Below are 6796 nucleotides of genomic sequence, written 5' to 3' on the forward strand. Positions count from 1 at the left end.
ACGCCGATCTCGAGCGGCTTAAGCCTGACACGAGACGCTGAGAGGCTACCCACCGTAGCGTTGCTGCTGCTTTTTGAAATGAGTGCGGCCGATTTGTAAGCGGCACGCCGATCCCACTGCGGAGTGCCGTAACGCGCCGCGCGGATAGAGCTGGCCCCGCTCATTTGGACATCGGGTAATCGCGGTTGGCGCTTTGCCCGTCGATATTGCCGCGATCCGGGTGACATCGCCCGGTGATTCGCACCATCTGGGGTCGCCATGGCGAACTTTGTCGGCAAAATCCGCTCAAGCCCCTGTCCGATTTTCCGAGGCCGGCTCTACGTGGCGCGATCGCACCGCTTACAATCGAGCGCACGGCGCGTTCGACGGCGTTGGAGTCGATGTCGATGCGGCCGTCGTCGAGAAAGAGAACGAGCCCGTCCCATCGCGACAACGCATAGCGAATGTCCACAGTGAGCACGGATTTGCCGGAGACCGTCGCAAGTCTGGCCCCAGACCCGGCTTCATTGCGTCCACGATCGGTTTGGCGCGGGCACGGGTCGCCATCACAAGCTTGACCGGCCTAGTTCCGATATGTATAAGCGGAAAAAATGGTGTCCTCTCAATGAGAAGACGCGCCTCTCAGAACGCGATGGTGGCGGATGTCTAGAATATTAATTTGCGACCCCGTCTGCGTCCTTTCATATGGACATGCTGTGGCAGCTCTAAAGAATTATAGGCATCATTTTTCCAGCTATTTTGACGATGCATTGTGTTTTGGAGCTAAGTATCTAAATGATAGTGTCGCGCATGACAGCAATATAAAAAAATTCTTCAGATTCTACTATAATGATTATATTCCCGTGCTTGCCGCCGAAGAAGATGACTTTGCGGGTGTGGCCGATCCGTGCGATGCGCGGCGGCGCGCTGCCGGGGCTGATCTTGAGGCGCTCATCGTCAGTCTCGCTCCGGGGCCGGACGACGCGATTTGTTTTCCTTCGGTCGACTTTTACAGTCTTGAGGGACTTGTCCAAAATATCGAAGCGCTAAAGCGCGCGGGCAACCCAAAAATCATGCTACGCTTTATCGGCGTCATGGAAAATGCGGCTCACGGTTTCGCTGATCCGCTATGTGTGGCGCTTGCGAATGTAAGAATCCTCATTGCGAACGGTCTCAATGTGCGCCTCTCTGCCGAGACGCCTCGCTATGCGGAAATGCTTGCAGTCGCGCTCGATGCGGAGGTTGTTGTGACGCCCTCTATCGAGCATGGTTCGATATTACCTCTTCCGCGGCATGACTTTATTCATGTGATCTGCCCGGGGTCGGCGCGTGCTGACAAGGGGTTCTTTGATCTTGAAAGCATTTTTTCCCATGTCCGGCAGCGCGATCCTGACCTGCGCGTGCGCTTCACAACACAGGTCCTACCTGACAAGGATATTGTGCATCAGCAAGTCTATCACGCCAAGCTGTATGCTTTGCCTGGCGTAACCGTGCTGCCGACGTCGGTCTCTGCAGAGGAGATGGCGGGGCTTTACGCTAGCTGCGACCTCGTGCTTCTGCCTTACGAAAAAGAAACATACCAATTTCGCGGTTCGGCAGTTCTCGCTGAGGCAGTAGCTTACGGGAGGCCTGTCTTGACGCTGGAAGGCACCGCATTCGCCGATCAAGTACGTTTTTTTTCGATCGGCGATGTTCTCGCGAGCAGAAGCGAACTCGTCGAAGCAATCCTTTCATTCGGCGCGACGTCACGGGCCACTCGCGTCGCGCGTGCGCGTCATGCGCGGCGGCGCTATCTCTCCGATCTCACCTCAAATTATCGCGGTTGGGTGAACTGACATGGCTTCATTGCTTTTCATCGAGCACAGTTTCCGCAAGCGCACGCGGTCGACGGGTTTCCTCGTAGATCTGTTAGCACAGCGCTTTGACGTGAGTATGTATTATTTGACCCCCGGGGGGGCGCTCGATTACGAAGTGCTGGACGCGGCGCGAAATGCTGATTATGTTGTCTTGCTGCAGATGGACTTCCTAGCATCAGTATTCGTTGCAATGGGTAAGCGCACTGTCGTTATACCGATGTACGACGGCTCCAACGGCATGCCGGATTTGCATTTTGTCTTTCATCGAAATGCGCGTTTTTTGAACTTTTCACTTGCGTTGCACGAGCGTGTCAGACTGCTGGGCGGTCAGAGTAAGCTCGTCAAATATTTTCCGCCTCCGCGCCCACAAGCGGAACTCGCGACCTTCGACTCAATGTCTGCCTTCCTATGGCAACGTCGACCAGACCATGGAATAACTTACGATCTCGTAGCCAAGCTGATTGGCACCGAACTCGATCATTTCCATGTTCACAATGCACCGGATATTCAGATCGATTATGCGATTGTGAAAAGCGAAGAAAGTCGCTTTAGTCTAACGGAAACAAAATGGTTTGAGGACAGCGCACAGTATCTCGCCGTCCTGGATCGCGCGAATGTATTCATCGCGCCGCGAGTGGGCGAGGGCATCGGTATGGCCATGTTGGAGGCCATGGCCCGTGGCATGCTTATCCTTGCTCATGACGCGCCCACAAACAACGAATATATCAGCAACTGGATTAACGGTATTCTCTTCGACAAAAGCCAACCGCCGGCGGCGATACACATTCGTTCCGACGCCGCACGGCTCGGCCGCATGGCGTGGATGACTGTTGTCGAGGGGCACGAAAAATGGGTCGCCTCGCAACACGAGGTTCTTGACTGGATCGAACAAACACCGAATAGCAAAGCTATTGATGTTGATTTACAAGCATTTTTGCGCGACATCTGGTTTCGCTACTACGATTCTTTGCAATCGTATGATCTTTATCTGCGCCAAAACTTGGTACTTGGGAGCGAGCTTTCCTCCGCACCGATGCGAGAGCTAATCGACATTGTCGGCCGCAAGTTGCCTCCTGGTAGTGCACAGTTGGCTCAAGCCACTGTGGGCGATCTGGATGATTTTGGGGCGCTTGATCTCACTTGCATTGACCAGCCCGCTCTCGGCTCGGGCTGGAGCTACTCCGAAGGTGACTGGCGCTGGACCATCGGCGTAACATCCGAGTTGCGATTCCGTCTCCAGAGGACTATGGCAGGCCGCATCGACGTTGTATTCGAGGCTATGTCGCTTCCTAACCTTGGCAATTCAGTGCTCTGCATCATAGAGTTAAATGGGTCCAAAGTTTTTGTCGGCGACCTTTGGTCTCACTGGCAAAGCTACACCTTTTCTTTCGACAACTCATTATTGATGCAAATCAATTACATGCGACTGACATTTGCTAATGCGGCCCGAACGGAGTCAGATCCTCGGATGATGGCCGCTGCATTCCGCATATTTGTGTTTACCGATGCATCAACTAATTCTCAGGATGGCACGGCTCTGTTGATTTCCACTGAGAGCTGACCCAGACAGCACGAGTTTTTCTGCCGAGAGCGATATGTGACGTGTCCCACTGAAAAATACCGCCAACATCGATTAGAGTCCAGCCGATTGCAGCACGGACACGATGAAGAAGAAACGGTGAACAGAAGAGCAGATCATCGGGATTTTGGGGATCAGGAAGCCGGCGCGAAGGCTGCGGACCTCGCGCGCAGATACGCGGTTTCGGAGACGACGCTCTACAATTGGAGACCTCCAGAAACCTCCGGGCAAATCGGCGTTGGTTTGATTCACTGAGGTCATGTCGCGGGGATTGGCGGACATGACGAGAGAGGCTCCTGGTTTCTTCGAAGTCGATGAATGGCTGGCGGAATTGTCGGCCAAGGACGATGATCTGGAGCGGCTGAACACTCTTGTCGATTTCGACTTGTTCCGGCGTGCTCGGGAGGCGGTGGTTCCGCACGGTGATCGCTCGAAAGGCGGTCGGCCGCCATTCGATTATGTGTTCATGTTCAAGATCCTGATCCTGCAGCCGAAAGACCGTGTACGCCAAGACCTCGGCTATTCTGCGAAGCGCTCATACAGATGTGCTTTCTTGACATCACGGCTAGGGACATATAAACTGTTTCTCTCTCTCATTACGATCGTGCAAACGTAAGAAAATGCGACACGCAAAGATCTTAATTATGGGACTCCCCGGAGCCGGCAAAACTACATTAGCGCGGGAAGTCGTAAGAGAACTAGGGGCTGTTTGGTTCAATGCAGATTTGGTCAGAAGCCATCTTCACAGTGACCTTGGTTTTTCTTTATCTGACCGGATAGAGCATGCGCGACGGATGGGTTTGCTATGTGATCGCGTCATCAATGATGGAAGCGTAGCAGTGGCCGATTTTGTCTGCCCTACTCACGAAACCCGGGCAGCATTTGGAGATGCTTTCGTGGTTTGGGTCGATCGCATTCAAGGGGGGCGTTTCGTCGACACAAACAAGTTATTCGAACCTCCCGCTTTATATCACGTTCGAATCCCTTTAGGTTTATCGGTAATAGACTCCTCAGCTCTAGTTTGTGCTCAATGGAGGATAGCTTGAGAGACGGCTTCTGGAAAGTGTAGCGCTCGGTGTTCGCTCAGCACCCGACTGCAGATTGGATGACAAGGAACTGGAAAAATGATTGTATCTCCGATTTTGTCTATTTAGGCGTAGATGAATTGTAACTATAACGTAGTTGGCGCTCGCATTGGACGCCAGCGGCTAGATTAATTCCTTCGTGACCCGTGAGATGTCCGAAGCTAAAGCGGCTAATTTGCTTGATCGCGAGCTCGCGTTTTCGGCCGAGGATTTTGCTGAGGCGGTTTATATTGCCGTGGAATCTGCCAAGCGCGTTCAAGAAGCGACTTGCTTTCACGAAAAGGAGCGTATCTTTATTCAAGTTAAAACAAAATATCAATAAGAGCTAAGTCATTTGTCACGGTGTCAAAATCTGCAAAAGATATTTTGAATTCCTTTTTTGTTAGATTCCGATATTTGTTAGGTATCCCTCCGGCGGCGGCGGCCTTGCGTTGATTGCGGTTTTTGAGATAGCTGCCTTAGAGTCTGTCCGTTAACTTCATACTTGATTACAAAGCCTTCTGAGCATGAGGCGGATGGAGGCGAGGTGAAGAAACGCCAGCGCCTTGCGATTGAGGTTTTCGAAGTCCTTGGCCAGCCTTCGGCAGCGACCGAGCCAAGAAAAGGTTCTTTCGACGACCCATCGGCGAGGCAGCACTTTGAAACCTTTGGCCGCATCAGAGCGCTTGACGATCTCGGTGTCGACAAACGGCAAGGCCTTCTTCTGCGTAATTACCCACCCCCTTGCGCCATAGCTGGTTCGGTGATTCAACGTAAGCGTAGCTTTGATCCCACATTCCAATTTTTCGCGTGATTTGCGAGGCTTTGGTCTCTGATACGGAGATCGGCTTGTGCATACGCATGATGATAAGCTCGAACCGAAAGCGGTCCGGCGGCTCGAGTTGATCACGGGGACCGGGCGGCGGCGAGCATGGTCGCGCGAGGAGAAGGCGCGCATTGTCGAAGAGACGCTGGCGCCGGACGCGATTGTTTCGCATATCGCTCGCCGGCATGGAATGACGCCGCAGCAGCTATTCGGCTGGCGGCAGGAAGCGCGGCAGCAAGCAGGCGCCGATGTGCCTGAAGGTTCCTCGTTCGTGCGCGTCGTCGTCGATGCGGCGAACACGAGCGCCGCGGCGACGGATCATGCGATGATCGAGATCGTCATAGGCGCGGCGCTGGTTCGTGTTCCGCCGAATGCGGACGCCGCGACCTTGAAGATGGCCTTGCGCATCTTGAAGGCCGTGTCATGACCGTCCCGGCGAGCAATGTGAAAGTCTTGATCGCGACGAAGCCCGTCGATTTCCGCAAAGGGATGGATGGACTTTCGGCGATCGTGAAGCAGACGCTTTCGCACGATCCTCACGGTGGCGTCATCTATGTGTTTCGCTCGAAGCGGGCCGACAGATTGAAGCTGCTGTATTGGGACGGCACGGGTCTCGTGCTTGTCACGAAGCGCTTGGAGCATTGCTCCTTTCGATGGCCCACGATTTCGGACGCCGTGATGCGTTTGTCGCCGGGGCAGCTCTCCGCGTTGCTCGAAGGTCTCGATTGGACGCGCGTGCGCGCCGTTCGCGTGGCGGCTCCGAAAGCCGTGCTGTGAACGCGACAAAACGACTCTTGCGCGGCATGACGAATGATCGCGCGCGACAAGCTTTTGCGAATGCGCTTCCATGCGCTTCGTGAGCTTCGCCGATCCTCTTCCGACAGATCCTGACGCTTTGCGCGCTCTGCTTCTCGCGGAGCGAGAAAAGCATGCCGAGGAGATCACGACGGCGGATCAGAACATCCGCGCGCTTGACCGCCATTATCAAGGAGTTGCAGCGCCATCGCTTCGGCGCCCGCTCGGAGAAGATCGACGCCGATCAGCTCGCCTTGATGCTCGAGGACATCGAGCAGACGCTGGCTGCGGCGACCGCGGAATCCGAGAAGAAGCAGACCAGCGAGCAGAAGGAAGCGCGACGCAAGCGCCGCATCAATCGCGGCGCGCTTCCCGCTCATTTGCCCCGTGAAGAGATCGTCGTCGACATCGGCGACAAGAGCTGTCCCTGCTGCAAAGGATTGCGGCATGTGATCGGCGAGGATGTGTCCGAGCGGCTCGACGTGACGCCGGCGCGCTTCAAGGTGATCGTCACACGCCGTCCCAAATACGCCTGCCGGAGCTGCGAGGGCGAAGTCGCGCAGGCGCCGGCGCAAGAGCGGCTGATCGAGAGCGGCGTTCCGACCGAGGCGCTCGTCGCCCATGTCATCGTCTCCAAATACGCCGATCATCTGCCGCTGTATCGACAGGCGCAGATTTACGGTATCCCTACGCCGTG

General features: G+C 54.9%; 6 protein-coding genes and 5 pseudogenes. 9 read left to right on the forward strand and 2 right to left on the reverse strand.

What is annotated here, in order from left to right:
- Positions 1 to 343 precede the first annotated feature (343 nt).
- A pseudogene (locus A1351_RS26315) lies at positions 344 to 472 on the reverse strand (transposase); the annotation flags it as partial.
- Positions 473 to 695: 223 nt separating this feature from the next.
- On the opposite strand from A1351_RS26315, the gene A1351_RS24990 reads away from it, so the two are divergent.
- The 6 genes and pseudogenes from A1351_RS24990 (at position 696) to A1351_RS25000 (ending at position 4821) form a co-directional block, all read left to right on the forward strand.
- A complete protein-coding gene (locus A1351_RS24990) occupies positions 696 to 1814 on the forward strand; it encodes a glycosyltransferase (protein ID WP_198162464.1) in 1119 nt (372 codons plus the stop codon).
- Position 1815: 1 nt separating this feature from the next.
- Positions 1816 to 3396, forward strand: coding sequence for a glycosyltransferase (locus A1351_RS22125; RefSeq protein WP_064033955.1), 1581 nt, complete (start codon positions 1816 to 1818; stop codon positions 3394 to 3396).
- Positions 3397 to 3529: 133 nt separating this feature from the next.
- Positions 3530 to 3624 (forward strand): annotated as a pseudogene (locus A1351_RS26320) (transposase); the annotation flags it as partial.
- Positions 3625 to 3694: 70 nt separating this feature from the next.
- Positions 3695 to 3904 (forward strand): annotated as a pseudogene (locus A1351_RS25965) (IS5/IS1182 family transposase); the annotation flags it as partial.
- 154 nt (positions 3905 to 4058) lie between these two features.
- Entirely contained in the window at positions 4059 to 4460 is a 402-nt protein-coding gene (locus A1351_RS24195; RefSeq protein ID WP_083967459.1) for an adenylyl-sulfate kinase, read from the forward strand.
- A 178-nt stretch (positions 4461 to 4638) separates the two neighbouring features.
- Positions 4639 to 4821 (forward strand): hypothetical protein, encoded by a 183-nt coding sequence (locus tag A1351_RS25000; RefSeq protein WP_157096461.1) that lies wholly within the window; start codon positions 4639 to 4641, stop codon positions 4819 to 4821.
- Between the two features lie 156 nt (positions 4822 to 4977).
- Here A1351_RS25000 and A1351_RS22135 read toward each other — a convergent pair.
- A pseudogene (locus A1351_RS22135) lies at positions 4978 to 5205 on the reverse strand (transposase); the annotation flags it as partial.
- Between the two features lie 175 nt (positions 5206 to 5380).
- Between A1351_RS22135 and A1351_RS22140 the strand changes: the two are divergent.
- The 3 genes and pseudogenes from A1351_RS22140 to A1351_RS22150 form a co-directional block, all read left to right on the forward strand.
- Positions 5381 to 5731 (forward strand): transposase, encoded by a 351-nt coding sequence (locus A1351_RS22140; RefSeq protein ID WP_198162465.1) that lies wholly within the window; start codon positions 5381 to 5383, stop codon positions 5729 to 5731.
- Positions 5728 to 6081, forward strand: a complete 354-nt coding sequence (gene tnpB / locus A1351_RS22145) for an IS66 family insertion sequence element accessory protein TnpB (protein ID WP_064033958.1) — start codon at positions 5728 to 5730, stop codon at positions 6079 to 6081. The genes A1351_RS22140 and tnpB overlap by 4 nt, the downstream gene beginning before the upstream one ends.
- 70 nt (positions 6082 to 6151) lie before the next feature.
- Positions 6152 to 6796 (forward strand): annotated as a pseudogene (locus A1351_RS22150) (IS66 family transposase zinc-finger binding domain-containing protein); the annotation flags it as partial.

Source organism: Methylosinus sp. R-45379 (genome assembly GCF_001644125.1).
Lineage (GTDB): Bacteria > Pseudomonadota > Alphaproteobacteria > Rhizobiales > Beijerinckiaceae > Methylosinus.

Excerpts from the sequence above, each read along its gene's own strand:
- A1351_RS22125 (WP_064033955.1), top strand. The coding sequence starts at position 1,816 with ATGGCTTCATTGCTTTTCATCGAGCACAGTTTCCGCAAGCGCACGCGG.
- A1351_RS24195 (WP_083967459.1), top strand. The coding sequence starts at position 4,059 with ATGGGACTCCCCGGAGCCGGCAAAACTACATTAGCGCGGGAAGTCGTA.
- tnpB (WP_064033958.1), top strand. The coding sequence starts at position 5,728 with ATGACCGTCCCGGCGAGCAATGTGAAAGTCTTGATCGCGACGAAGCCC.